At 70.4% G+C, this 24,894-nt stretch carries 19 protein-coding genes; 6 read left to right on the forward strand and 13 right to left on the reverse strand.

Annotated features, from left to right (window positions below):
• Positions 1 to 10: 10 nt before the first annotated feature.
• Complete coding sequence (locus tag AC1PK7_RS15890; protein ID WP_481098766.1) at positions 11 to 2,056, reverse strand: sensor histidine kinase; 2,046 nt, start codon at positions 2,054 to 2,056, stop codon at positions 11 to 13.
• A 94-nt stretch (positions 2,057 to 2,150) separates the two neighbouring features.
• Here AC1PK7_RS15890 and AC1PK7_RS15895 point away from each other — a divergent pair, with 94 nt between their 5' ends.
• Complete coding sequence (locus AC1PK7_RS15895) at positions 2,151 to 2,834, forward strand: response regulator transcription factor (RefSeq protein ID WP_420007636.1); 684 nt, start codon at positions 2,151 to 2,153, stop codon at positions 2,832 to 2,834.
• Between the two features lie 156 nt (positions 2,835 to 2,990).
• Here the strand turns inward: AC1PK7_RS15895 and AC1PK7_RS15900 are convergent, their stop codons facing one another.
• From AC1PK7_RS15900 to AC1PK7_RS15930, 7 genes are all read right to left on the reverse strand, one after another.
• The gene (locus AC1PK7_RS15900) at positions 2,991 to 3,995 is read right to left on the reverse strand and encodes a class I fructose-bisphosphate aldolase (RefSeq protein WP_010341500.1); all 1,005 of its coding nucleotides are present in this window, start codon (positions 3,993 to 3,995) and stop codon (positions 2,991 to 2,993) included.
• Positions 3,996 to 4,111: 116 nt separating this feature from the next.
• Complete coding sequence (locus AC1PK7_RS15905) at positions 4,112 to 5,521, reverse strand: HD-GYP domain-containing protein (protein WP_481098767.1); 1,410 nt, start codon at positions 5,519 to 5,521, stop codon at positions 4,112 to 4,114.
• 106 nt (positions 5,522 to 5,627) lie between these two features.
• Complete coding sequence (gene pyk / locus AC1PK7_RS15910) at positions 5,628 to 7,094, reverse strand: pyruvate kinase (protein ID WP_010341498.1); 1,467 nt, start codon at positions 7,092 to 7,094, stop codon at positions 5,628 to 5,630.
• A 245-nt stretch (positions 7,095 to 7,339) separates the two neighbouring features.
• Entirely contained in the window at positions 7,340 to 7,990 is a 651-nt protein-coding gene (locus AC1PK7_RS15915; protein ID WP_481098768.1) for an HAD-IA family hydrolase, read from the reverse strand.
• Positions 7,987 to 9,162 (reverse strand): phosphoglycerate kinase, encoded by a 1,176-nt coding sequence (locus tag AC1PK7_RS15920; RefSeq protein ID WP_481098769.1) that lies wholly within the window; start codon positions 9,160 to 9,162, stop codon positions 7,987 to 7,989. The genes AC1PK7_RS15915 and AC1PK7_RS15920 overlap by 4 nt, the downstream gene beginning before the upstream one ends.
• A gap of 202 nt (positions 9,163 to 9,364) precedes the next feature.
• The gene (locus AC1PK7_RS15925) at positions 9,365 to 10,729 is read right to left on the reverse strand and encodes a DUF3999 domain-containing protein (protein WP_481098770.1); all 1,365 of its coding nucleotides are present in this window, start codon (positions 10,727 to 10,729) and stop codon (positions 9,365 to 9,367) included.
• On the reverse strand, positions 10,726 to 13,464 hold the full coding sequence (locus AC1PK7_RS15930) for a DUF2339 domain-containing protein (protein WP_481098771.1): 2,739 nt from the start codon (positions 13,462 to 13,464) through the stop codon (positions 10,726 to 10,728). Before AC1PK7_RS15930 ends, AC1PK7_RS15925 begins: the two co-directional genes overlap by 4 nt.
• A 256-nt stretch (positions 13,465 to 13,720) precedes the next feature.
• Here AC1PK7_RS15930 and AC1PK7_RS15935 point away from each other — a divergent pair, with 256 nt between their 5' ends.
• Positions 13,721 to 14,797 carry a methyl-accepting chemotaxis protein gene (locus tag AC1PK7_RS15935; protein WP_481098772.1) on the forward strand — a complete coding sequence of 359 codons (1,077 nt, stop codon included), beginning with the start codon at positions 13,721 to 13,723 and terminating at the stop codon, positions 14,795 to 14,797.
• 295 nt (positions 14,798 to 15,092) lie between these two features.
• A complete protein-coding gene (locus tag AC1PK7_RS15940) occupies positions 15,093 to 15,548 on the forward strand; it encodes a hypothetical protein (RefSeq protein ID WP_234006595.1) in 456 nt (151 codons plus the stop codon).
• A gap of 237 nt (positions 15,549 to 15,785) precedes the next feature.
• Here AC1PK7_RS15940 and gap read toward each other — a convergent pair whose 3' ends face one another.
• Positions 15,786 to 16,787 carry a type I glyceraldehyde-3-phosphate dehydrogenase gene (gene gap / locus AC1PK7_RS15945; RefSeq protein WP_017911669.1) on the reverse strand — a complete coding sequence of 334 codons (1,002 nt, stop codon included), beginning with the start codon at positions 16,785 to 16,787 and terminating at the stop codon, positions 15,786 to 15,788.
• Between the two features lie 159 nt (positions 16,788 to 16,946).
• Between gap and AC1PK7_RS15950 the strand changes: the two genes are divergently transcribed.
• The 3 genes from AC1PK7_RS15950 to AC1PK7_RS15960 all read left to right on the forward strand — a co-directional run bounded on the left by AC1PK7_RS15950 (position 16,947) and on the right by AC1PK7_RS15960 (position 19,398).
• Complete coding sequence (locus tag AC1PK7_RS15950; protein WP_481098773.1) at positions 16,947 to 17,576, forward strand: OmpW/AlkL family protein; 630 nt, start codon at positions 16,947 to 16,949, stop codon at positions 17,574 to 17,576.
• A gap of 245 nt (positions 17,577 to 17,821) precedes the next feature.
• Positions 17,822 to 18,442, forward strand: coding sequence for an OmpW/AlkL family protein (locus AC1PK7_RS15955; RefSeq protein ID WP_420007644.1), 621 nt, complete (start codon positions 17,822 to 17,824; stop codon positions 18,440 to 18,442).
• A gap of 143 nt (positions 18,443 to 18,585) precedes the next feature.
• Entirely contained in the window at positions 18,586 to 19,398 is an 813-nt protein-coding gene (locus AC1PK7_RS15960) for a S1/P1 nuclease (protein WP_481098774.1), read from the forward strand.
• Between the two features lie 91 nt (positions 19,399 to 19,489).
• On the opposite strand, the gene trxC is transcribed toward AC1PK7_RS15960, so the two are convergent.
• The 4 genes from trxC to AC1PK7_RS15980 all read right to left on the reverse strand — a co-directional run bounded on the left by trxC (position 19,490) and on the right by AC1PK7_RS15980 (position 24,877).
• Entirely contained in the window at positions 19,490 to 19,933 is a 444-nt protein-coding gene (trxC, locus tag AC1PK7_RS15965; RefSeq protein ID WP_481098775.1) for a thioredoxin TrxC, read from the reverse strand.
• Entirely contained in the window at positions 19,930 to 20,409 is a 480-nt protein-coding gene (locus AC1PK7_RS15970; RefSeq protein ID WP_481098776.1) for an OsmC family protein, read from the reverse strand. Before AC1PK7_RS15970 ends, trxC begins: the two co-directional genes overlap by 4 nt.
• Positions 20,410 to 20,487: 78 nt before the next feature.
• Positions 20,488 to 23,700 (reverse strand): efflux RND transporter permease subunit, encoded by a 3,213-nt coding sequence (locus tag AC1PK7_RS15975; RefSeq protein WP_481098777.1) that lies wholly within the window; start codon positions 23,698 to 23,700, stop codon positions 20,488 to 20,490.
• 1 nt (position 23,701) lies between these two features.
• Positions 23,702 to 24,877, reverse strand: a complete 1,176-nt coding sequence (locus AC1PK7_RS15980; protein WP_481098778.1) for an efflux RND transporter periplasmic adaptor subunit — start codon at positions 24,875 to 24,877, stop codon at positions 23,702 to 23,704.
• Positions 24,878 to 24,894: the final 17 nt, after the last annotated feature.

A 24,894-nucleotide genomic window follows, 5' to 3' on the forward strand; every position in this document is an offset into this window, starting at 1 on the left:
TGCGCATAGATCAGCCATCGCTTGGCGGCGGCAACCGCGGCAACGCGCGCTGTCCATCCGACCGACGCGGCAGCAGCAACACGAAGCAGACCGATTCGTCCGGCGCCTGCGTGGCCAGCTGCACCGAGCCGCCAAGCCGCTCCGCGATCCGCCGGACCAGATACAGGCCGAGCCCCGCGCCCGGCGCATCCTGCGCGTTCTCGCCGCGGTAGTACTTCTGGAACAGCCGCGCCTGTTCGGCGGGCGCAATGCCTTCGCCGGGGTTGGCGACCTCCAGCCGCAGGCCTTCGCCAGTGCTGCGCACGCGCACGCGGATGGCCATGTCCTCTGGGCAATGGCGGTCGGCATTGGCGATCAGATTGCGCAATGCCACGCGCAACAGCCCGGCATCGGTGAGCAGGCCGTCGTCGTCGGTGAGGATCTCGCAGACCACGCGCTGCGGCGGAAAATCCCGGCACAACTCCTCCAGCAGCGTGCGCAGCGCACACGGCCGCAGCCGCAGTTCCGATGCCGCCTCGCCCATGCGGTCGTCGGCGAGATACTCGTCCACCAGCGCCAGCAGCCGTTGCGCGGCATCGCGGATGTTGCCGCACCGCGCGCGGTTGCGTTCCGGCGGCGCATCCAGCTTGCGCGCCAGCTGCTGCGCCGAGGTCATGATCACCGCCAGGGGCGTGCGGAACTCGTGCGACACCATCGCGACGAAATCGCGTTGGTCCTGCGCGACCTGGCGTTCGGTCTGCAGCAAGGCGCGCAAGTCGTCCTCCAGCGCCTGCCGCCGGTTGATCTCGTTGCGCAACTCGGCGGTGCGCAGCGTCACTTCGTGCTCCAGCGCCTGGCCGTGCCTGCGCGCCAGCTTCACCGCGGCATCGGCGTGCCGCCGTTCGCGCAGCCGGCGCTGCCGCTCGTAACGGCCGATGAGGGCCACGCTCAGCAGCGTCATGTGCAGCATGGTGCCGAACGTGGTGGCGTACTGGGTCCAGGCATTGACCGGGACGAAGCCGAGGTTGCGCAGGAACCCCAGCATCACCCCGAGGTAGAACGGAAAGAACGCGAGCACGAAGAACCGCGCCGGCCGATAGCGGCGCCACAGCAGGTGCAGCCCCAGCCCCGCCAGCAGCAGGATCTCCAGCAGGCCCAGCGCCTGCACCGGTTGCATGCCCCAGGCGTAGTGGCCGGCGAGCACGGCCACCGCGCCGGCAAGCGCGACCGACCACAGCGCGCGCGTGCCCCAGCGCACCAGTTGCGGATGAAAGGCGCGCAGGTTCAGTTGCCGGCAGGCGACCTGGAATCCCACCGGCAGGCTGCAGGCGATGCTGATGCCCAGCAGCGTGTCGCTCCACGCCATCGGCATGCCGGTGACCTGCTGTACCAGGCCGATCGACAATGCCTCGTTGAGCACGCAGCCGCCAAGGTAGGCCACGAACAGGCCACTCATGCGCGCGCGCGTGGCGAGCCAGAACAGCACGTGCAGGCATAGCAGCAGCAGGTAGAAGCCGAAATACAGGCCGAACTGCAGTCCTTCGCGCCGCGACTGGTTGTCGAACGGCAGCCGTTGCCACACGTCCAGACGGGTGACCATCGCGTTCTTGCTGCGCAACCGCAGCAGCACCTCGTAATCGCCCGCATGCGTTGGCGCAAACTGGAAGACCGGGCTGCGGTAATCCACCGGCCAGTCGCGTCGCGGCAGGCGCTCGCCGCTCTCCCCGAGCGCCTGCCAGGCGCCACCGGCGGGACGCACATAGGCCTGCACGTCATCGAGCAAAGCATTGCTCAATCGCAGCATCCAACCGCCCGGCGGTACACTTTCGACATGAACAGGCAGACGCAGCCACACGGCACCGTCGGCGAATCCCGCGTTGAGGCCGGCGGGCAGCCGCGTCCAGCCGCCCGCAGCGGCGGCCTGCGTGGCGTCGAGTCGGCCGTGCGGATCGTCCAGGCGCTGCAGGTATCCGCTCGCATCGTGGTGCGCGGAACTCAGCGGCAGCGCCGCGGCCGGGGATGGCGCCGGCTCGGCGGCCACGCACACGCCCATTGCCGCCACGAGCCATGCGCTCACCAGCCAGCGCCACCATTGCGCCATCATTCGCCATACCGCACCGTTGCCAGCCGATGACGTTACAGCAAACCGCCCTGCGCGAGGACGCGACTCCATGTCCGAAGTGATCCTGCTCGAGGACGAGCCGGTGCTGTGCGAGGAACTCGGCGAGTTCCTGCAGGATCTGGGCTATATCGCCGTCTGCGTGGACAGCATCGCCGGCTTCCGGCAACGATTCGATCCGGCGCGCCACACCATGGCCGTCATCGACGTGGGCCTTCCCGATGGCAGCGGCCTGGAGTTGATCCGCGAGCTGCGCCGCGCCGGTCATCGGCTGGGCATCGTGGTGTTCAGCGCGCGCAATACCGCCAGCGATCGCATCGCCGGGCTGGAGTTCGGCGCGGATCACTATCTGGGCAAGGGCATCGACCTGGACGAGCTGGCCGCGACCCTGGCCGCGCTCGGCCGCCGCCTGGCGCTGCCGCCACCGGCGGCGCGCTGGGTGCTGGAATTGGCCGCCGCCCGCCTGAACGTGCCCAACGCACCGCCGGTGCCGCTGTCGCGCCAGGATCTGCTGGTGCTGGCGTGCCTGATGCGCCATGCCGGCGAGAGCGTGGGCCACCGCGAGATCGCCGACGCGCTGGGGGTGAACTTCCTCGAGTACGACCGGCGCCGGCTGGACACGCAGATGTACCGCTTGCGACGCCGCGTGGAGGAGATCAGTGGGCGCCCGCTGCCGGTGAAGACCTTGCGCAACAGTGGCTATCGCTTCCACGCGCCGGCGGCGTTGGCACCCTGAGCACAATGCGGCGCGGCGCGTGGCCTATGTTTTATGCGCCCCCCGGAGACTGCATCCGCGATGCGGCAATGCCTATGCGGGCATCCGCAAGACGATGGACCCCAAAACGAAAAACGCCGGCAATGCCGGCGTTCTTCGTAAGCGGTGTCAGGGCACTCAGCCCTGCCACTTGCCCAGCGCGGCCAGGCCGTTTTCCTTGGCGCGCTCGTACACCACCTGCTGCGCCTTGGCGAAATTGCCCTTCATGTCCTGCGCCCACAGCTTCAGCGCGGCCTGCTGCATGGCGCGGCCGTAGGAGAAGCTCAGCGGCCACGGCAGGTTGCCGAGCTGGTTCATCGCGTTGAGGTGCGCGGTGGACTGCTCGTCGGTCTGGCCGCCGGACAGGAACACGATGCCCGGCAGGATCGCCGGCACGGTGCTCTTGAGGCACATCACGGTGGACTCGGCCACTTCCTCGACGCTGGCCTGCTCGTCGCAGTCCTTGCCGGCGATGACCATCGAGGCCTTGAGGATGGTGCCTTCCAAGACCACGTTCTGCTCGTACAGCGCGCCGAACAGCGAACGCAGGGTGGCTTCGGTCACTTCGTAGCAGGTCTCGATGTCGTGGTCGCCGTCCATCAGCACTTCCGGCTCGACCATCGGCACCAGGCCCTGCTCCTGGCACAGCGCGGCATAGCGGGCCAGCGCATGCGCGTTGGTCTCGATGCACACGCCGGACGGGATGTCCTCGCCGATGGTGATGACCGCACGCCACTTGGCGAAGCGTGCGCCGAGCTTGTAGTACTCCTCCAGGCGCGCGCGCAGGCCGTCCAGGCCTTCGGTGATCAGTTCGCCCGGCATGCCGGCCAGCGGATGCGTGCCCTTGTCGACCTTGATGCCGGGGATGATGCCGTGCTCGGCCATGTACTTGGCGAACGGCACGCCATCCTTGGTCTTCTGGCGGATGGTCTCGTCGTACAGGATCGCGCCGGAAATGTGGTCGCTCAGCTTCGGCGTGGTCAGCAGCAGCTCGCGGTAGGCACGGCGGTTCTCTTCGACATTCTCGATGCCCACGCCGGCGAAGCGCTTGGCGATCGTGCTGGTGGATTCGTCGATCGCGATGATGCCCTTGCCCGGGGCGACCATTGCCTGTGCGGTTTCGGCAAGCTGTTCGATGCTCATACGGTTCCTGATGGCTGCAACGGGGGAACCCCCAGTATACCGGGCCTGCCTGCATGCATTCCGTTACCGACGGCGCTGCAAGCGGTTACAGGCGTAGACCGCGCACCGCCGGCGCTTCAGCCAAGCGCATCGGTCATCGCGTCGCACTGCGCGTCTTCGTCGACCTGTGCGGTCTGCAGCGGCGCAGCGTCCGCGGCCGGCACCTGGGCATGCGCGCCTTGCGCCACCGGCAACGCGATGTCCAGCGCATCGAGCAGCGAACGCCAGTCGTCGGCACTGCGCGCACGCCGGTGCGCCAGCAATTCGGCATGGCGGCGCAGCCCGGGCAATTGCCAGCGCAACTCGCAGCAGATGCGATCGACCTCCTCGGCCGCTTCCGGCGCGGCGATCAACCACGGCAATTGCTCGACCATCTTGCCGGCGCCGGAATCGTGGATGGCCATGATGTAGCCGACGATCAACAGCAGCAGATGCTGCAGGGCCGCGCGCTCGTCCTCGCGCAGGTCGCCGCCGCGCTGCAGGCGCAATGCTTCGTCGCGCGCCCGCTCCAGGCCGTCGAGCATGGCCGCCACCCCTTCGCGCAGGTGCTGCGGATCGTGCGCCGACGCCGGCTCCGGCACGCAATCGCGCAACCGCGCGGTCAACAGATCGACCACGTCGCGCGGGAACTGCCCCGGCACCACGCGCAGCGCGATGCGCATCCGCGCCAGCGCGTGCGCATGGCCCTGCTCGCGCTCGAGCAAGGCATCCAGCGCTTCGGCGCAGGAGATCAGCCGGCCCAACGGCGACAGCACCGCCGCGCCGACCGGATAGCCGGAGCCGTCGATGCGCTCGTGATGCTCGCGCGCGGCGGCGGCCTGCTGCGCCGAGTACACGCCCGATTCGCCCAGCAACGCGGCGCTGATCACCGGATGCACGCAGTGCATGCGCCACTGCGCGAAGTCCTGCTGCGCTTCCGGCAGTTCCAGCACCGCCGGATCCACGTACATCTCGCCGAGATCGTGCAGCAGGCCGACTTCCGCGGCCTCGCGCATCGCCGCCTCCGAGCGCGACAGCAGCGCCGCCAGCCAGGCCACCAGCATCGCCACCCGCACCGCGTGCGAGAACGCGGCCGGCCGGGTCTGGCCGAGCGTGGTCAGCAAGGTGCCGGGCGCGCCCAGCGTGCGCGCGCGAGCCAGCGCGGTCATGACCGACTGCACCTCGTCGCCCAGCAGCAGGCGCAGGTGCGGGTGTTCGTCCAGCTCGCGCTGCGCGGCCAGTTGCACCTCGCTCGGGCGCAGTTCCTCGCAGAACGCCAGAGAGGATTCCAGCGGGCGCAGCAGGCGCCGCGCGATCAGGCGCTCGCGCAGGCCGGCATTGATGCGCTGGCCCTTGGCGACCAGCAGGATGCCGCGGCGGTCGCGGATGTCCTCGGTGACCACCAGCTCGCGCGTGGCCGAGGCCTGGATCAGGTGTTCAAGACAATGCGTGCCGGGGCGCTCGGGCAGTTCCAGCCCGAGCTCGGCATGCGCGCTCGTGGACGTCATAGGGATATCGCGCGATCAGGGAACGGTGGATGCCGCGCCGTTCCATGCGCGATCGAACTGGTGCTGCCGACGGTGCGGCGGCCTTGGCCGCCGCGCCGCGTGTCCTTCAGAGCTCGCCCAGGCCGCTGGCGCGGCCGTCCGGGCCGACCTCGAGCAGGCGCAGGGTGTTGGTCGCGCCATGGGTTTCCATGTGCTCGCCGCTGGTGAACACCACGCGGTCGCCCGGCGCCAGCAGGCCGGCCTCGACCAGCACGCGGATCGCGCCGCGCGCGGCCTCGCGCGGGGTCAGGCCGCGGCTGTCGAAGTTGATCGGGAACACGTCGCGCATCATCGCCATGTGCCGGCGCGCGCCGTCGTGGCGGGTCACCGCGAAGATCGGCGCCTTGGCGCGGAAACGCGACAGGTAGCGCGGGGTGCCGCCGGATTCGGTCATCGCCACGATCGCGCGCACGCCCACGTGCTGGGACAGGAACATCGTAGCCATGGCGATGGCCTGGTCGGCACGCTCGAGGTTGCGCGGGGCCATGCCGAAGTCGGTCTCGGTCTCGAACTGGCGCTCGGCGCCCAGGCAGATGCGCGCCATCGCCTCGACCGCGCGGATCGGATAGGCGCCGGCGGCGCTCTCGGCCGACAGCATCACCGCGTCGGTGCCGTCGATCACCGAGTTGGCCACGTCCAGCACTTCGGCGCGGGTCGGGATCGGGCTTTCCACCATCGACTGCAGCATCTGCGTGGCGGTGATCACCACTTTGTTCTGCGCCAGCGATTCCTTGATGATCTTCTTCTGCAGGCCCGGCAGCTCGGCGTCGCCGATCTCCACGCCCAGGTCGCCGCGCGCGACCATCACCACGTCCGAGGCCTCGACGATCTCGCTGAGGTTCTCGATCGCCTCGGTACGCTCGATCTTGGACACCAGCGCCGCGTCGCAGCCGTGCGCGCGGGCGATGCGCCGCGCCTCGTTCATGTCCTCGGCGTTGCGGCAGAACGACACCGCGATGAAGTCGACGCCGATCTTGGCGACGATGCCGATCAGTTCCTTGTCGCGCTCGGTCAGCGCGCCCAGCGACAGGCCGCCGCCCTGCTTGTTCAGCCCCTTGCGATCGGACAGCACGCCGTCGTTGAGCACGCTGGTGACGATGCGTTCGCCCTGCACTTCGACGACCTTCAGCTGCATCAAGCCGTCGTCCAGCAGCAGCACGTCGCCCGGGGCCACGTCCTGCGGCAGGCCCAGGTAGCTGACGCCGACCTGGCTGGCGTCGCCCGGCGCGGCGTTGGGGTCGGCGATCAGGTCGAAGCGGTCGCCGAGCTTGAGCGAGACCTTGCCCTGGGCGAAGCGTTCGATGCGGATCTTCGGGCCCGGCAGGTCGGCGAGGATGCCGATCTCGGCACCGACGCGGGCCGCGGCGGCGCGCACTTCGGCGGCGCGCTTGGCCTGGCCCGACGGATCGCCGTGGCTGAAGTTCAACCGCACCACGTTGACGCCGGCGCGGAACAGATCCTCTAGCACGCCCGGCGGGTCGGTGGCAGGACCGAGGGTGGCGAGAATCTTGGTGCGGCGCTGACGTTCGATCATGATGGCATCCTTGGAAAAAGCGCTCAAAGCTAGCACACGCGCCCATCACACAGCATGGCATTTCGGCATAGACGCACGCGCGGCCCGGCATAGCGAGCGGACAATGCGGGACAGTATGTGGTCATGCCGCGCCAACCGGCGCCACGCCGCGGGCCCACCTGGATGAGATGACATCAGGCCACGCGCCGTGCGCGGCCAAGGCCATGTGCGCCGGACGCATCGGCGCACGTGCCCATTCAGGCGACTCAGGCCGCAACCAGCGCCGGCAGCTGCGTCGGCGTCTGCGCCAGCACATCGGCGCCGGCCTGACGCAGTTCCTCGGCATCGCCGAAGCCCCACAGCACGCCGATGCTGCGCATGCCGTGGTGGCGCGCACCGTCGATGTCCATGCGCCGGTCGCCGATCATGCGGCATTGCGCCGGCAAGACCGCGAGCCGCCGCAGCGCCTCGGCGATCAGGTCCGGCTTGGCCCGGCGCGCGCCGTCGTCGCTGGCGCCGACGATCTCCTCGAAGCGAGCGCCGAACGGCAACTGCTCGACGATGCGTCGCGCGAAGCGCTCGTTCTTCGAGGTCACCACCGCCAGGCGGTGGCCGGCCGCGGCGATCGCCTCCACCGCTGCGCCGATGTCCGGGAACACCGTGTGCTCGCGCCAGCCGTGGCTGTCGTAGCGGCTGCGGTACAGCGTCAAGGCCTGCTCCACCAACGCCGCATCGCCGCCGAAGTGCTGCTGGAAGCTGTCGCGCAGCGGCGGGCCGATCCAGGCGCGCAACTGCGCCGGGGTCGGCAGCGGCTGCCCCAGTTCGGCGAAGGCATGGCGCAGGCTGCCGACGATGCCGGCCTCCGAATCGACCAGGGTGCCGTCCAGGTCGAAGAACAGGACGTCGGCGGCGCTCACGCGCCGCGCGCCTGCAGCGCGGCCACCGCCGGCAGGGTCTTGCCTTCCAGGAACTCCAGGAACGCGCCGCCGCCGGTGGAGATGTAGCTGACCTGCTCGGCGATGCCGTACTTGTCGACCGCGGCCAGGGTGTCGCCACCGCCGGCGATGGAGAACGCCGACGAGGCGGCGATCGCCCGCGCCAGGGTCTCGGTGCCCTTGCCGAAGGCGTCGAACTCGAACACGCCGACCGGGCCGTTCCAGACCACGGTGCCGGCCTTGGCGATCAGCTCGGCGTAGTGCGCGGCGGTCTGCGGGCCGATGTCCAGGATCAGGTCGTCGTCGGCGACGTCGGTGACCGCCTTCACCGTGGCCTCGGCGTCGGGCATGAACTGCTTGGCCACCACCACGTCGCTGGGCAGCGGGATCGCCGCGCCGCGCGCGTTGGCGTCGGCGACGATCTTGCGCGCGGTGTCCAGCAGGTCCGGCTCGCACAGCGACTTGCCCACCGCGTGCCCGGCGGCGGCAATGAAGGTGTTGGCGATGCCGCCGCCGACGATCAGCTGATCGACCTTGTCCACCAGGTTGGACAGCAGTTCCAGCTTGGTCGAGACCTTGCTGCCGGCGACGATCGCCAGCAGCGGCTTGGCCGGCTGTTCCAGCGCCTTGGCCAGCGCGTCCAGCTCCGCCATCAGCAGCGGGCCGCCGGCGGCGACCGGCGCGAACTTGATCACGCCATGGGTGGAGGCCTGCGCGCGGTGCGCGGTGCCGAAGGCGTCCATCACGAACACGTCGCACAGCGCCGCGTACTTCTTCGCCAGCGCCTCGTCGTCCTTGCCCTCGCCGACGTTCATGCGGCAGTTCTCCAGCAGCACGATCTGCCCCGGCTGCACCTCCACGCCATCGACCCAATCGCGCAGCAGCGGCACGTCAACGCCGAGCAGCGCGGCCAGGCGGATCGCCACCGGCTCCAGCGAATCCTCCTGGGTCCACACGCCTTCCTTGGGCCGGCCCAGGTGCGAGGTCACCATCACCGCCGCACCCTGTTCCAGCGCGTGCTTGAGCGTCGGCACCGAGGCCAGAATGCGCTGCTCGGAGGTGATCAGGCCATTGTCGATCGGCACATTCAGGTCTTGCCGGATCAGCACGCGCTTGCCGGACAGGTCGAGATCGGTCATTCGCAGGATGGACATGTAAGTGCTCGCTTTCGTGGGGTTGCAAAGGGAAAACCGCGCCATCGGTGCAGTGTCGGCGCCGGCATCGTAACGTCGGGTGCAGGAGCGCCGGCCGATCGCCGCAGCGGCGAAACCGCCATTGTCCGGCGTCGGCCGCACAGCGGCAATCGGTGCGCTGGCGCGCGCACGGCGCAGCGTGCGCGCGATCCCTCCCGGCGGGTCAGTCCGCGCCGTCGGCGGCGGCGGGTTTGCGCAGCAGGCTCAGCGCGAAGCCGACCACCAGCAGCGCGCCGCCGATCAGCAGCGCCCACAGCAGCCAGGTCTTCCAGTCGCGCGGCGGTGGCGGCGCCTGCAACGCCGCGGCCCCAGCCAGAGGTTGCGCCGCGCCGAGGCTGGCGGTGGCCGGCACCCATTGCGGCCCGCGCTGGGTATGCAGGGCCTGCAATGCGGCGGCCAGCGGCGCCGGCGCACGCTGGGTGCGCGCACTGCCGGCGGCCAGCGCATAGGGCGGCGCGCCCTGCGCCAGGAACACCAGCGTCTCCGGCTGGTAGCCCAGGCGCAGCGCCGGCCGCTGGCGGCCCGGATCCTGCGCCGCCAGCAGCCGCCAGTAGCGGTCGCGCACCGGCGCGGTCAGCGCCTGCGGCGGCGAGCGGCTGCCGCCACCGACCTGGTAGGCCAGCCACGGACCGGCGCGATCCTGCCACGGCGCCTCGGCGCTGTCGCGGCTCTGCACGCGCCATTCGATGGCGTTGTTGCCGGGCAAGGCGATGTCGATGCGCGTCACCGGATAGCGCCCCGGCGACACGAACGCATAGCTGTGCTGCGCGGGATCGCTGCTCGCCGCGTCCAGCTGCTGCCAATGCCAATCGGCGGCGACCGGTGCCGGCGCCAGTTCGGCCTCCACCCCGGTCAACGGCGGCGCGCTGGCGCCGGCCAACGGCAGCAGGCGCAGATAGCGCACTTCGCGGCCGATGGGGATGCGCAGCTGCTGCAGGCGGTGCCCCTGATTGCTGAGGTCGACCAGGGTCGCCTCGTCCACCACCACCTCCCAGTCGCGCAGATCGTCGCTGCCCTCGACGCGGTAGCGGGCCTGCTGCGGCTGCGCGGCGGCGGCCCATTGCAGCGACAGCGCACGCAACGGCGCGTGCAGTGCGCTGGCATCGACCAGCCAGCCGGCAGCCGCTGCGTCGCTGGCGCCGCCCGCCACGCGGGTCTGGATGCGGCGCACGCTGCCGTCGCGGTCACGCTCGGCGATCAGTTCCAGGTCCGCTGCGCGCCCGTCGCGCGCGGCCGGCAACGGAAACCACGGCAATGGCTGCCGGCGCGGCGCAGTCTCGGCCTGCTCGGCGGCGAACAGCGCGGACGGCAGCGGATCGCCCGCGGCATTGAACACCTCCACATCGCCCAGCGAGGCACGCTGCGCGCTGCGGTAGACCGCATCGTCGAGTTGCACGCGATAGGCGCCGGCATCGGCGTCCTGCAGGGTCAGCGGCCACTGCTGGGCGTAGTCGTCGCGCTGGCTGGCGGCGAACGCACACAGCGGCAACCCGGCCAGCAACAACGGAAACAGCGCACGTCGGATCATGGGATGGCCTCCTCGGCCGGTTCGGCGGCGCGCGGCGGTGCCGGCGCCAGATACCCGACCACCGTACACAACAGCCCGTACGCGATGAACGAGGCGATGCCGGCGACGTTGCCGAGATTGCCGCGATCCACCAGCAACAGCTTGCCCAGCACCACCGCCATCAACACCGCGCCGGCCAGCCACAGGCCGCGCTGGCCGCGGCGCGAGCCCAGCACCCAGCCGAGTACGCCCAGCACGCTCCAGACCACGGTCAGGCTGGTCTGCGCCACGCCATCGCCGAGCACGCCGGGCCACGGCACCGCCGCCCAGTAATGCACCGCATGCAGGGTGACGCTGGTGATCCACAGGAAGCCGGCAGCGGCCAGCAGATGGGTGCGCCACGGGCGCAGCAGCGCCGGCAGTTCGGGGCTGCGGGTCCAGCGTACGCCCAGGACCAGCAGCGCCAACTGGCTCAGTTCCAGCGGATTGAGCAACGGCACCCAGGGCAACGGCGCGCTGCTGCCGGTCAGGCCCAGGCTGTACAGCCAGGCCACCGTGAGCAGCCCGAAGTAGGTGCTCTGCAGCGCGCTGCGGCACGGCGCGAAGGCCGTGCCCAGCGGCGCCGCCAGCCAGTTCCAGCGCCACAGCGACAGCGCCGTCGCCAGCAACCAGGGCGCCAGCAACAGCATCCAGCGCCAGCCGGCGGCGAGGTCGCTGTGCAGCGCGATCCAGGTGCACAGCAGCCCGACCACGGTGGGCCACACCAACCACCACACGAACTGCGCCGCGCGCGCCACGCCGCCCCCGCTGTCGCGCAGGCACAGCAGGCTGCGCACGCCGAGCACCGCGAACAGCGCCCAGGCCCAGGCGCCATGTCCGGCGAACGGCTGCCCGTGCGCATCGGCCTGCCAGGCCGCCAGCGGCAACGCCAGCGCCAGGCCGCCCAGCGTGGTCGCGGCCAGCGCCGGCGCCGGCCAGCGCCGCTGCGCTTCGGCCGCGAGCCAGCCGCTGACCGCCGCCCAGGCCAGCAACACGTCCGGCCGCGCGTCGGCGGCGGCGAAGCGCAGGATCTCGGCGACGCCGATCCCGCACCACCAAGCCAGCCCCCACAGGTAGTAGCCCAGCGCCGGCATGGCGGCGCGCGCGCGGCGATAGCACCAGGCGCTGGCGAACCCGGCCAGGGCCAGCAGCAGCGCGCTCATGCAGGTGGCATTGGCCACGGCCTGGCTGTCCTGCACCGCCGCATCCAGGCCCAGGGTGAAGCCCAACGCGGCCGCCATCTGTAATCCGGCGCCGCTGAGCTGCGGCAGCCAGCGCCGCTGGCGCAGGCCCAGCCACACCAGCGCCGCCCCCTCCAGCGCGAACACGCTCGCGGTGGCCCGCGCCGACAGCGCCAGCGGCACCGCCAACGTGGCGAAGCCCACCGCCAGCACCGCATACGCCTGCCCCAGCAGGGCGAAGCGCGCGCGCCGGATCAGCGCCGCGGCCAGCAGCGCATAGAGCGCCGCCAGAGCCAACGCGCACAAGGCCAGCGGCAGGCGCTCGCCACGCAACAGGCCGGCCTGCAGCGAGAACGCGATCAGCGGCGTGCCGAACAGCAGGCTGCCGTCGATCAGCGCGCTGCGCGCGGCCTGCTGCCGCCGCGCGTACAGGATCGGGATCAGCAGGTAGAAGGCGAAGAACAGCAGCAGGAACGGCTCGGTGCTGACGAACTTTTCCGGCCGGTACTGCAGCACGCCCCACAGCGTGCCGATGCCGAAGGTAAAGCCGAACCCGAGCAGGTTCAGCACCCGCCACGGCCGGTACCAGGCGATCGCGAACACCGCCGCGTTGAGCAGCGCGTAGTAGGAGAACAGCGCCACATGGTTGCCGCTGCCGGTGGACAGCCACAGCGGCGCGAGGAAGCCGGCCAGCGTGCCCAGCACCGCCAGGGTGCGCGATTCCTGCGCCACCGCCAGCACGCACATGCCCGCGACCAGGGCGATGCTCAGCGCCAGCGCCGCCCCGGCCGGGATCAGCCCGGACAGCTTGAACGCGGCGAACACGGTCAGCAGCAACACGCCGATCGCCCCGCCCTGCAGGGCCAGCGCGAAGCTGCGCTTGCGCGTGCGCTGGCGCCAGCCGAACGCCAGGCCCGCCAGCGACGCGGCGGCGATGCCGGCGTAGCGCAGCTCGATCGGCATGCGCAGCCAACCCTGGTCGCCGGCGTACTTGAGCAGCGCGGCGACGCCGGCCAGCAGCACCAGCATGCCGATCTTCACCGGCACGTTGCCCTCGGTGAACCAGCGCTTGACCCCGCTCACCAACCGCTCGATCGGGTCAGGCCGGTGCGGGGCGGCGATCGCGGCCGCGGCGGCGGCGCGCGCTTGCGCCTGTTGTTGCTCGGCGCGCTCGACCGCGGCGGCCAGCGTCGCGAAATCGTTGGTGTGCTGCGGCGTCGGCAAGGGCGGCGGCAGTGGCGGCGGCGCGCTAGCCTCCTCCACGACAAGGGGCGGACGTGCAGGCTCGGACGACACTTCGTTCGGCGCATCCTCGGCCTGCGTCTCGGCATCGACGGCGGATTCCGTGTCCCCGTCCGCGGCCGCAGGACCGGCCCAGGCCGTCGCAGGCGCCACCGGGGCGGCCGCCATCCGCGCGACCTGTGCCTCCAGCGCGGCAAGCCGCTGGCGCAGGCGCGACTGCCCGACCAGGGCCACGATCAGCAGCACCGGCATCGCCAGCACCGCCAACACCACCAGCACGACCAACATCTCCATTCGACTCGCATCTCCACGGCGGTGGCGCGGCGCCTGTGACGCGCACCAGGTGTCCGGCGGCGCCGGACCTGGCGCAGATGGTAGACGAGTTCGGTACCGGCATCGGCCCACAGGCGCGGCCGCAGCCTAGGCAGGGCAAGCCTCGGCGTTCCGACGGACGGTCTTCACACCGCCCTCAAGTCGATGAATGGACGGCCGCTACACCCCTTACCGCGTCGTCCGTCTGCTGTTCCCTCCCACCCCACCGGCAGCATGAATGAACCTACCCGCCCACCCCGCCGAAACGGGGATCGATGACCATATCCGCGCCGTCGTCGGCCTCTCCGACCAATTGCTCGGCCAACTGCGCCGTTCCTTGCAGGGCATCGACGCGATCAACCGCACCACCCACATGATCTCGATGAACGCGCGCATCGAATCGGCGCGCATCGGTGCCGCCGGACGCGGCTTCAGCGTCATCGCGCAGGAAATGGACGGGCTGTCGCGACGCGTGGCCGAGGCCACCCAGGACCTGGACAAGGTCGCCGCGCGCACCAGCGCGGAGATGCGGCAGACGCTGAGCCGGCTGCAGGACGACGTGCGCCGCACGCGGCTCAGCGAACTGGCCCTGAGCAACATCGACCTGATCGACCGCAACCTCTACGAACGCAGTTGCGACGTGCGCTGGTGGGCCACCGACGCCGCGGTCGTGGCGGCAGCGCGCACCGACAGCGACGCCGAGGCGCTGGCCTACGCGTCGCGGCGCATGGGCCAGATCCTGGATTCGTACACGGTCTACTTCGATTTGATCCTGGCCGGCAGCGATGGCCGCATCCGCGCCAACGGCCGGCCGCGGCAGTACGCCTCGGTCGGCAGCGACGTCTCCGCGCAACCGTGGTTCGAGCAGGCCATGCGCACCCGCAGCGGCGAGGACTTCAGCTTCCAGGGCGTGCACGCCAGTGCACTGGCCGATGGCGAGCGGGTCCTGGTGTACGCGTGCACGGTCCGCGAGGGCGGCCGCATCGATGGCCGCGTGCTGGGCGTGCTGGGCATCGTGTTCCGCTGGGACGCGCTGGCGCAGACGATCGTGCAGCGCACCCCGCTGTCCGAATCCGAATGGGGCCGCAGCCGGGTCTGCATCGTCGACGCGCAGGGCCAGGTGCTGGCCGACTCGGCCGGGCGCATGCTGCAGGACCGGATCGACTTCGACGGCCGCGACGCCTTGTTCAAGCAGCCGCGCGGCGCCGTGCTGATCGACCTGGACGGCCGGCCGCACTGCATCGGGCATGCCGCCTCGCCCGGCTACGAAACCTACCGCACCGGCTGGCACTCGCTGATCCTGCAGGCCCTGTAGCCCGCCCACACCGCGACGGCGCCCTGCGCAAAAAGTGGCAGCGGATCACGGGGCAACGCCTGCCCCGTCGACCCGCTGCGCGCGCAGCGGCACGCCGCATCGCGCTCGCGATTCCGCCATCGGCCTTGCCGCCAGGGGCGTCGTCGTTGCCTGAATGTCGCTGCCTGCTGTATTGACGACGTCATTTCGCCATGCCTAAGCTCGTTGCGCCGCGCTGAAGCCGTACCGACGCACCTCGACGCGACCGGTACCCTCTGGATTGCAGACGCCACTTCCCAGGTAAACGGACATGACCATGAAACCCTTTCGCACCCTGCTGATCTCGGCCATGCTGGCCGCGTCCTTCGCTGCTCCCGCCCTGGCCGAAAAGGTCGACAATCCGGAGCTCTACACTCCCGATGCGGTGAAGAAGAACATCGTGATCGGCAAGACCACCAAGGAGCAGGTGCGCGCGATCTATGGCGAGCCCACCTACGTCTCCAGGACGTCCGGAAAGGAAGGCGGCTACGAGAAGTCGTGGAGCTATCGCCCCAGCGAATCCCACGGCGAGAAGGCGCGCAAGACCGCCACCGGCCTGCTGAAGCGGATGCTGCCCGGTTACTACACCGGCCCGGCGATCAACGAGGCGCAGGAGCACGGCGTCGGCGCGCGCAACGTCAAGTCCTACGACCTGGAAGTGGAATTCGACGCCAAGGGCGTGGTCACCGATTACCAGCAGAGCGAAAGCAACGTCTCCAAGGACGCGCTGTAACGGCGAGCGGATGGCGGCGGCGCGGATCGCGCCACTTCCATCTCGTTGCATCCACGCCGCCGTCGCGGCGAGCAAGTCCCTCGCAGCACATCTGCACAACAAAAAGGAGCGCCGAGGCGCTCCTTTTTGTTTGCATGCGTTCGCGATGGCGTGTGCAGCGTGCCAACGGCGGCGGGCTGCAGCGGTCGCTGCCGCACAAGGCCGCGTCGCCCGCCACGGCGGACGACGCGCGGCGGCTTACTTCGCCACCACCTTAACCATCTCCAGGCACTTGTTGGAGTAGCCCCACTCGTTGTCGTACCAGGACACCAGCTTGACGAAGGTGCCGTCCAGGGCGATGCCGGCATCGGCGTCGAAGATGGAGGTGCGCGCGTCGCCGCGGAAATCGGTGGCGACCACCTTGTCCTCGGTGTAGCCGAGGATGCCCTTCAGCGCGCCTTCGCTCTGCGCCTTCACCTCGGCACAGATCTCGGCGTAGGTGGCCGGCTTCTCCAGTTCCACGGTCAGGTCGACCACCGACACGTCCGAGGTCGGCACGCGGAAGCTCATGCCGGTGAGCTTCTTGTTCAACTCCGGGATCACCACGCCGACCGCCTTGGCCGCGCCGGTGCTGGACGGAATGATGTTCTCCAGGATGCCGCGGCCGCCGCGCCAATCCTTGTTGCTCGGGCCGTCCACGGTCTTCTGGGTGGCGGTGGCCGCGTGCACGGTGGTCATCAGGCCGCGCTTGATGCCCCACTTGTCGTTGATCACCTTGGCCAGCGGCGCCAGGCAGTTGGTGGTGCAGCTGGCGTTGGAGACGATGGCCTGGCCGGCGTAGGTGCTGTCGTTGACGCCGTACACGAACATCGGCGTGTCGTCCTTCGACGGCGCCGACAGGATCACCTTCTTGGCGCCGGCGTCCAGGTGCTTCTGCGCGGTTTCCTTGGTCAGGAACAGGCCGGTGGACTCGATCACCACGTCCACGCCGACCTCGCCCCACTTCAGCGCCGCCGGATCGCGTTCCTGAGTCAGGCGGATCTTCTTGCCGTTGACCAGCAGATGATTGCCGTCGACCGACACCTCCGCCTGGAAGCGGCCGTGCACGGAGTCGTACTGCAGCATGTAGGCCAGATAATCCGGCTCGAGCAGGTCGTTGATGGCGACGATCTCGATGTCGCTGCCGAAATTCTGCACCGCCGAGCGCAGCACGTTGCGCCCGATGCGACCGAAACCGTTGATGCCGACCTTGATTGCCATTTCAGTAGCTCCTGCGGCCGCGGCTGGCGCGGCGGATGGAAGGGGAACCGCATTCTAGCAGGCCGGCCGCGCCACGCCGGATACGCCGGTTTGATCAGGATCAAGGCGGCGTATGGCCGCGCGCCGGACACTGCGCCCACACCCAACCGAGACTCCACCATGCGCACCACCTCCCCCCTCCTGCTCACCGGCCTGGCCGCCGCCCTGACCCTGTGCGCCCTGCCGGCGCTGGCGCAGTCGCAAGGCGACTGGACCGTCGGCATCGGCGCCCACCAGGTCAATCCGAAGTCCGACAACGGCACGCTGGCCGGCGGCACCCTGCCGCTGCGCATCGACAGCAACATCCGCCCGACGGTGACCTTCGAGTACTTCGTGCACCAGGACCTGGGCGTGGAAGTGCTGGCCGCGCTGCCGTTCGAGCACGACATCAGCGTCAAGGGCGTGGGCAAGGTCGGCAGCACCAAGCACCTGCCGCCGGTGGTGTCGCTGCAGTACCACTTCAACAGCGCCGGCAAGGTCTCGCCGTTCGTCGGCGCCGGCATCAACTACACCACCTTCTTCAGCGAGAAGACCACCGGCGCGCTCGCCGGCAGCAAGCTCAAGCTGGACGACTCCTGGGGCCTGGCCGCGCACGCCGGCGTGGATTTCGCACTCACCGAGAAGTCGGCGCTGCGCGTGGACCTGCGCTGGATCGACATCGACAGCAAGGTCAAGGTCAACGGCAGCGACCTGGGCACCGCGCACATCGATCCGCTGGCGTACGGCCTGGCCTACGTGATGAAGTTCTGAAACGGGCGCCGGCGCCGCTGCCAACTGCGGCGCCGGTGGCCACACGGTCGGCGCCGCGCGTCGCAGCGGCGCCATCGCGCGCGGCGGCCCAGGCCGACGCGGCATGCCGTGCAAGCGGCAGCCCGGATGCGCAGCGCGTCCGCGGCGCTTCTCTGGCAGACTACGCGCCACACGGATGTGGATCGGCGCCCGCTGGGCCGACACGGGGTTCGCATCCGCCCACTCGTCGTCCACCGGGGTCCCCCATGCCGCCACGCCTGTTCCGTCGCCTCGCCGTCGCCGCCCTCGCCAGCATCGCCCTGCCCGCCGCGGCGCAATCGGCCGGCCATTTCACCACCAGCTACGGCCTGCACGGCATGGTGCCGGGGTCGTCCAACGGCACGCTGCGCGGCAGCGATCAGCGCTTCGACGCCGACGTCGCGCCGGCCGTGTCGTTCACGTACGAGTACTTCTTCCGCGGCAACCTGGGCCTGGAGATCCAGGGCCTGGTCGGCCAGCAGAAGATCGGCGTGGACCGCGGCGGCGATATCGGCAGCGCCTGGATGCTCTCGCCCACCATCTCGCTGCAGTATCACTTCAACGGCAACGGCGACATCTCCCCGTTCGTCGGCGCCGGCCTCAACTACACCGCCTTCCTCGGCAGCGACGGCAAGGGCGCGTTTTCGTCCAACGACGTGAAGTTCAAGGACACCATTGGTCCGGCGCTGCATGCCGGCGTGGATTTCGCGGTCGGCGAACGCAGCGCGATCCGCGTGGATGCGCGCTGGACCGGCATGCGCAGCGACGTGGAGGTGGACGGCAGCACGCTCGGCAAGGCCAAGCTCGATCCGGTCACCTACGGCGTCGCGTACCTGATGTATTTCTGAGCCTGCAGCCGGGTCGTGTCCTCGGACGCGGCGCGGCGCGGTCGGCGACGCCGTCTGGCACCGGCGTCCGCCGTGCTGAGCGGCAACGCAACAGACCTGACGCGCGTCATGGCCGCGTCGTCGGCGCCGGCTAGAATCGGCGCATGAAAATCTCTCGCTTCGTTTGCACCGCGCTCGCCGCGACCCTCGCCGCCGCACCGTCCGCCGCCTTCGCCTGGGGCCCGCTGGGTCACCGCCTGGTCGCCGATCTCGCCGACACCCAACTCACCCCGCAAGCCCGCGCGCAGGTCCGCACCCTGCTGCAGGGCGAACCCGACCCGACCCTGGCCGGCGTCGCCAACTGGGCCGACCAGCTCCGCGAACACGATCCCGACCTGGGCAAACGCAGCGCGCGCTGGCATTACGTCAACCTGGCCGAGAACGACTGCCACTACGAGCAGACCCGCGACTGCCCGGACGGCAACTGCGCGGTCGAGGCGCTGCGCCGCCAGGCCGCGATCCTCGCCGACCGCAGCCAGCCGCAGGCCGCGCGTGCGCAGGCGCTGAAGTTCGTCGTGCATTTCGCCGGCGACGTGCAACAGCCGCTGCATGCCGGCTACGCCCGCGACAAGGGCGCCAACACCGTGCAGATCCAGTTCGAGGGCAAGGGCAGCAATCTGCATTCGCTGTGGGACAGCGGCCTGCTGCGCAGCCGCGGGCTGGACGAACAGGCGTACCTGGCCGAGCTGGAAAAGCAGCCGTTGCCGGCGCCCTCGCCGGCGGGCAACGCGCTGCCGCCGCCGGCCGCGGCGTGGGCCGAGGCCTCCTGCAAGATCATGATGCGTCCGGGCTTCTATCCGCCCGGCGCCACGCTGCCGGCCGATTACGTGACGACCTGGCGCCCGGTCGCCGAGGCGCAGTTGCGCCAGGCCGGTGCCGACCTGGCGGCAACCTTGAACGCGGCGCTGGGCAAGTAAGTCTGTTTTGCAAATCGTAGGAGCGGCTTCAGCCGCGACGGGGCATTCCCAGGAAAGCCCATCGCGGCTGAAGCCGCTCCTACGAGAGCACCTACGCCACACCCAACTGCGCGCGCGTCCAGCGCACGATCTCGGCGGTGCCGATGGCGCCGCTGTGTCGGCCGAGTTCGCGGCCCTGGCGCAGCAGGAGCAGCGTCGGGATGCTGCGGATGCCGAAGCGCCCGGCCAGCGCCGGCTGCGCGTCGCTGTCGAGCTTGCCCAGGCGCAGCCGCGGCTCGAGCTGCGCGGCCGCGGCGGCGAAGTGCGGGGCCATGGTCCGACACGGGCCGCACCACGGCGCCCACACGTCCACCAGCAACGGCAGGTCGCTGCGCTCGGCGTGCGCGGCAAACGTCTCGGCGGTCAGCGTGACCGGTGTGGCGTCGAACAAGCCGCGATGGCAACGCCCGCATTGCGGCGCGTCCGCCAGTTTCGCCTCCGGCACCCGGTTGAGCGCGGCGCAGTGCGGGCAGGCGACATGAAGCGGCGTGTTCATGCGCCGGCCTCGATGCTCTTGTCGCCGAGCAGGACGGTGCCCTGCGCATCCTTGACCGTGACCTGCACGTCGATGCCCTGGCGCACGCTCTGGGTGACAACGCAGAACTGCTCGAACTGGGCCAGGATCCGCTCCAACTTCGCGTAGTCCTGGTTGGGGCCGGGCAGTTGCAGTTCCACCGACGCCTGCGGGATGCGCCAGAACCCTTCCGGATTGCGCATCGGCGTGGCGGTGATGTGCGCGACCACGCCGGCCGGATCGTTCTTGTACTTGCGCATCGCGAACAGCAGGCTGGCGGCCAGGCAATTGGCGATGCCGGCCAGCAGGATGCGCGTGGGATTGGGGCCGCGCTCCTGCCCCAGCGGCGCGGTTTCGTCGCTCAGCCAGGGCTCCAGCGCGGTTTCGTCGAAGCGAATGCGGAACGCGAAGTCCGTGTCCTGCTCCAGGGTGACGCGGATCGGATCGCCGATGGGCATGGTGGAAACTCCACTTCGCAGAAAGGGATTTCGACTCTACGCCGGCACCGGTAACGGCGTGTGGACGCAGCGTCGTGCTCACGCAGCCGCTTCGCGCCGTGCCAGCGGGTAGTACAGCAACGGGATGACCAGCAGGGTCAGCGCCGTGCTGACCAGGATGCCGAATAACAGCGCCACCGCCAGGCCATTGAAGATCGGATCGTCGAGGATGAACAGCGCACCCAGCATCGCCGCCAGGCCGGTCAGCACGATCGGCGGTGCGCGCACCGCGCAGGCCTCGATCACCGCCTGTTCGGCGCTGCGTCCCTGCGCCAGGGCATGACGGATGAAGTCCACCAGCAGGATCGAATTGCGCACGATGATGCCGGCCAGGGCGATCATGCCGATCATGCTGGTCGCGGTGAATTGCGCGCCGAGCAGGGCATGGCCCGGCATCACTCCGATCACCGTCAGCGGAATCGGCGCCATGATCACCAGCGGCAGCAAATAGCTGCGGAACTGCGCCACCACCAGCAGATAGATCAGCAACAGGCCCACCGCGTAGGCGATGCCCATGTCGCAGAAGGTCTCGTAGGTGATCTGCCATTCGCCGTCCCATTTCACTGCGAAGTCGGCGGTGTCGGTCGGCGGTGCGATGAAATGCTGCTGCAGCGCCTGCCCATCGAGCCGGTGGCTGCGCAGTTGCCCGACCAGGTCGAACATGCCGTACAGCGGGCTGTCCAGGCGCCCGGCTTCGTCGCCGGTGACGTACACCACCGGCCGCAGGTCCTTGTGCGCGATGCTGTCGTCCCAGGGCAGGCGTTGCACCGCGACCAGTTCCGACAACGGCACCAGTTGCCCATCGCCGCCGCGCACGCGCAGCGCCAGCAGGCGTGCGCTGGCGGCCTGCGCGGCGCCCGGCAGGCGCAGCCGCACCGGCTGTGCCACCTTGGACGTGCCATCGTGCAGCCAGGTGACGTCCAGACCCTGCACCGCCGTGGCCAGGGCATCGGCGATGGAGGCCTGGCTCACGCCCAGGCGCGCGGCGCGCACGCGGTCGACCACCAGCGTTTCGCGGGTGGCCGCACTCTCCACGCTGGTGTCGACATCGACCACGTTCGGCGTGCGCAGGAAGCGTCGCTCCAGCGCCAGGGCGAGCTGGCCGCTGCGCGGATAGTCCGGCCCGTACACCTCGGCCACCAACGGTGACAGCACCGGCGGCCCCGGCGGCACCTCCACCACCTTCAGCGACGCGCCATGCCGGCGTGCGATCGCCGCCAGCGGCGGCCGCAGCGCGCGGGCGATGGCATGGCTGTGGCGCGTGCGCTGGTGTTTGTCGACCAGGTTCACCTGCAGGTCGCCGACGTTGTTGCCGCTGCGCAGGAAGTACTGCCGCACCAGGCCATTGAAGTTGACCGGCGCCGAGGTCCCGGCATAGCCCTGGTAGTCGTGCACCTCGGGCGTGTCCAGCACGCCGGCCAACTCCACCAGCAACGCATCGGTGTCCTGCAGGGTGCTGCCTTCGGGTAGGTCGACCACGATCTGCAGCTCGGACTTGTCGTCGAACGGCAGCATCTTCAGCACCACCCATTGCAGCCCGACCAGGCCGACCGCGGCCAGCAGCAGCGCCGCGATGCCGGCGAACAGCCAGCCGCGCCGGCGCGCGCCGCGGCCCGGATCCAGGAACGGGTGCAGCAACCGCCCGAACAGGCGCTGCAGGCGCGGCGGAGCGTCGCGCTCCGCCCCTGCCTGCGCGGCATGCGCCGGCACATGCCGCTTCAGCAGCTTCAGCGCCAACCAGGGCGTCACCACCAGCGCGATCGCCAGCGACAGCAGCATGCCGACCGAGGCGTTGATCGGAATCGGCCGCATGTACGGCCCCATCAGGCCGCTGACGAAGGCCATCGGCATCAGCGCCGCGATCACGGTGAAGGTGGCGAGGATGGTCGGGCCGCCGACCTCGTCCACCGCCGGCGGAATCGCCTCGCGCAAGGTCTTGCCGCCGGCGCGCAGATGGCGGTGGATGTTCTCCACCACCACGATGGCGTCGTCGACCAGGATGCCGATGGAGAAGATCAGCGCGAACAGCGACACGCGATTGAGGGTGAAGCCCATCGCCCACGAGGCGAACAGCGTCAGCGCCAGGGTCAGTACCACCGCGCTGCCGACCACGATGGCCTCGCGCCAGCCCAGCGCAAACAGCACCAGCAGCACCACCGAGGCGGTGGCGAACACCAGCTTGTGGATCAGCTTGGCGGCCTTGGCCGCCGCGCTGGCGCCGTAGTCGCGGGTGACCTCGGCATGCACGCCCTGCGGCAGCAGTTCGCCGCGCAAGGCCTGCAGACGCGCGCTCACCGCGCTGGTGAGCGCCGAGGCGTCGCTGCCCGGCTTCTTGGCGATGGCCAGGGTCACCGCCGGCGCGCGCCCCTGCGCCGGGCCGCCGCGCGTGGGTGGCGTGCCGTACCACACGTAGGCCGTGGGCAGGTCGGCACCGGCCTGGATCTGTGCCACATCGCGCAACTGCAGCGGCCGGCCGTCGTGCACGCCGATCACCAGCTCGCGCACGGCATCGGCATCGGCCAGGAACCGCCCGGCACTGAGCGGCACCGCACGGCCGCCGCCGATGCGGTCGCCGAGCGGGCGCACCACGTTCGCCCCCTGCAGCGCCTGGCCGAGGTCGGCCACGGTGAGGTCGTAGGCGGCCAGCCGCGCCGGATCCAGCGTCACCGTGACCACCCGCGGCGGTGCGCCGATGCTGTAGATGTCGCGCGTGCCCGGCAGGCGCTTGAGGTCGGTCTCCAGGGTGCGCGCGATCGCGCCCAGGTCGGCGGCGCTGCGCTGAGAATCGTCGCTCCACAGGGTCACGCTCATCACCGGCACGTCGTCGATGCCCTTGGGCTTGACCAGCGGCGCGCTGGCGCCCATCTGCGTTGGCAGTACGTCCAGATTGGAATACACCTGGTTGTACAGGCGCACCAGCGCGGTCTGCCGCGGCACCCCGACCTGGAATTCGACGGTCAACACCGCCTGGCCGGGGCGGCTCACCGAGTACACGTGCTTGATCCCCTCGATCTCGTCGAGCTTCTGTTCCAGCGGCGTGCTCAGCAGTTGTTCGACCTCGCGCGCATCGGCGCCCGGCAGCGACACGAACACGTTGGCCATGGTCACGTCGATCTGCGGCTCTTCCTCGCGCGGTGTGATCGCCACCGCCGCCAGGCCGAGCAACAGGCCGAGCAGGGCCAGCACCGGCGTCAGCGGATTGGCCTGGAAGAATGCCGCCAGGCGGCCGGACATCCCGAAACCGGTGGCCATCTCAACGCTCCGCCAGCGCGCGCCGCTGCGCGGCCAGCGCCTGTCCCGCAGCGACCGGATCGCGCGCCACCCGCTCGCCTGCGCGCAGCCCCGCCAGCACTTCCACCCGCTGCGCATCGCGCTGCCCGATCCGCAGCTGCCGCAGGCTGAGCCCACCGTCGGCCAGCACATAGGCCGCACTGAGTTCGCCCCGCTGCAGCAGCGCCGACAGTGGAATGCGCAACGGCGCCGCCTCCGCAGCATCGCCGGCAGCCAGCGGAAAACCGACCTTGGCCGTGGTGCCGGGCGCCGGAGCCGGCTGCAGCGCCGGCAACGGTACCCGCACCGTCACGCTGTGGCTGCGCGGATCGGCGGTGGGGAACACCGTCACCTGCGGAATCTGCAGGATGCGTCCATCGTCCAATCGCACCTGCGCGCGCGGCGCGGCGCGAATTGCCTCCGCATCGGACTGCGGCACCTGCACCTCGATGCGCTGCGCGCCGGGCACGTACAGCGACAACAAGGCCTGCCCGGCCGCCACCGTCTCGCCCGGCTGCACCTGACGCGCGCTGATGACGCCCGCGAACGGCGCGCGCACCACGGTGTAGTCGGCCGGCTGCTGCGCCTGCGCCAGTTGCGCGTCGGCGGCAGCGCGTGCGGCATTGGCCGCATCGCGGGTGGCGCGGGCCTGCTCCAGTTGCGCGCGCGACACGTATTGCGCCCCGGCCAGGGACGCATAGCGGCGATAGCTGGCCTCGGCCTCGTCGGCGCTGGCCGTCGCGGCACGCACTTGCGCCTGCGCACCGGCCACGCCGGCGCGCTGTTCCACTGCGCTGAGTTGCAGCAGCACCTGGCCGGCGGCGACCCGGTCGCCCACGTCCACCGCGACGCTGCGCACGCGCCCGCCGGTCTGCGCGCTCAGATCGGCGTACTCCACCGGAGCCACGACGCCGTCCCAGGAGCGCACCGCCATCGCCGCGGGCTCCGCCGGCGCGGTCGCCAGCGCCGGCAACGGCGGCGGCGCGACCGTGGCGGCGTCATGCCGACAGCCTGCGAACGCCAGCACCGCCAGCGCCGCGAATGCGCCCGCCAGGGTCGCACGGCCGCTGTCGCGGGCCAGCGCAGCGGCAGGCGCAAGCGTCCTGCGCCGCCGTCCGGCACGCCAGACACCCCGGATCGGCCAACGAAGCACACGCATGCTCGAACTCCAGAAGA

This window comes from Xanthomonas sp. NCPPB 3174 (assembly GCF_056725205.1).

Bases quoted from the DNA above. Each gene is read 5' to 3' on its own strand.
- AC1PK7_RS15895 (WP_420007636.1), top strand. From the start codon at position 2,151: ATGTCCGAAGTGATCCTGCTCGAGGACGAGCCGGTGCTGTGCGAGGAA.
- AC1PK7_RS15900 (WP_010341500.1), bottom strand. From the start codon at position 3,995: ATGAGCATCGAACAGCTTGCCGAAACCGCACAGGCAATGGTCGCCCCG.
- AC1PK7_RS15905 (WP_481098767.1), bottom strand. From the start codon at position 5,521: ATGACGTCCACGAGCGCGCATGCCGAGCTCGGGCTGGAACTGCCCGAG.
- pyk (WP_010341498.1), bottom strand. From the start codon at position 7,094: ATGATCGAACGTCAGCGCCGCACCAAGATTCTCGCCACCCTCGGTCCT.
- AC1PK7_RS15920 (WP_481098769.1), bottom strand. From the start codon at position 9,162: ATGTCCATCCTGCGAATGACCGATCTCGACCTGTCCGGCAAGCGCGTG.
- AC1PK7_RS15925 (WP_481098770.1), bottom strand. From the start codon at position 10,729: ATGATCCGACGTGCGCTGTTTCCGTTGTTGCTGGCCGGGTTGCCGCTG.
- AC1PK7_RS15930 (WP_481098771.1), bottom strand. From the start codon at position 13,464: ATGGAGATGTTGGTCGTGCTGGTGGTGTTGGCGGTGCTGGCGATGCCG.
- AC1PK7_RS15935 (WP_481098772.1), top strand. From the start codon at position 13,721: ATGAACCTACCCGCCCACCCCGCCGAAACGGGGATCGATGACCATATC.
- AC1PK7_RS15940 (WP_234006595.1), top strand. From the start codon at position 15,093: ATGAAACCCTTTCGCACCCTGCTGATCTCGGCCATGCTGGCCGCGTCC.
- gap (WP_017911669.1), bottom strand. From the start codon at position 16,787: ATGGCAATCAAGGTCGGCATCAACGGTTTCGGTCGCATCGGGCGCAAC.
- AC1PK7_RS15950 (WP_481098773.1), top strand. From the start codon at position 16,947: ATGCGCACCACCTCCCCCCTCCTGCTCACCGGCCTGGCCGCCGCCCTG.
- AC1PK7_RS15955 (WP_420007644.1), top strand. From the start codon at position 17,822: ATGCCGCCACGCCTGTTCCGTCGCCTCGCCGTCGCCGCCCTCGCCAGC.
- AC1PK7_RS15960 (WP_481098774.1), top strand. From the start codon at position 18,586: ATGAAAATCTCTCGCTTCGTTTGCACCGCGCTCGCCGCGACCCTCGCC.
- trxC (WP_481098775.1), bottom strand. From the start codon at position 19,933: ATGAACACGCCGCTTCATGTCGCCTGCCCGCACTGCGCCGCGCTCAAC.
- AC1PK7_RS15970 (WP_481098776.1), bottom strand. From the start codon at position 20,409: ATGCCCATCGGCGATCCGATCCGCGTCACCCTGGAGCAGGACACGGAC.
- AC1PK7_RS15975 (WP_481098777.1), bottom strand. From the start codon at position 23,700: ATGGCCACCGGTTTCGGGATGTCCGGCCGCCTGGCGGCATTCTTCCAG.
- AC1PK7_RS15980 (WP_481098778.1), bottom strand. From the start codon at position 24,877: ATGCGTGTGCTTCGTTGGCCGATCCGGGGTGTCTGGCGTGCCGGACGG.